Origin of the sequence: Stenotrophomonas sp. GbtcB23, assembly GCF_019091045.1 — a bacterium.
GTDB lineage: Bacteria > Pseudomonadota > Gammaproteobacteria > Xanthomonadales > Xanthomonadaceae > Stenotrophomonas > Stenotrophomonas rhizophila_A.
Window position 1 is genome coordinate 1 of sequence record NZ_JAGXKC010000767.1, and the last position, 230, is coordinate 230.

Genomic DNA, 230 nt, shown 5'->3' on the forward strand with positions numbered 1-230 from the left:
AAGTGAGCGCCAGCAGCGCGGTATCCATGTGGTCGCCCCGGGTCATCGGGCTGTCCTTCACCGCGCTGGTAAGCAGGGTGCGGCGCAGCGATGCGGTGGCGGTCCAGTGCGCGCCCAGCGGCATCAGCGCGGTGACATCCATGGACGGCGCCACGCCGCTGCCGGCCCTGTAACGCGCCAGGCCGCCGCGCTGCGCTTCCCCGGCACTGTGGCCGAAGTAGTTGTCGTTG

The 230-nt window shown here is 70.9% G+C and carries 1 protein-coding gene; it reads right to left on the reverse strand.

The genetic code is table 11. The annotated features are described in order from the left end of the window. Positions 1-230 (reverse strand): MipA/OmpV family protein (locus tag KVS69_RS20855; protein ID WP_217540262.1); only part of this gene is annotated, 230 nt, incomplete at both ends.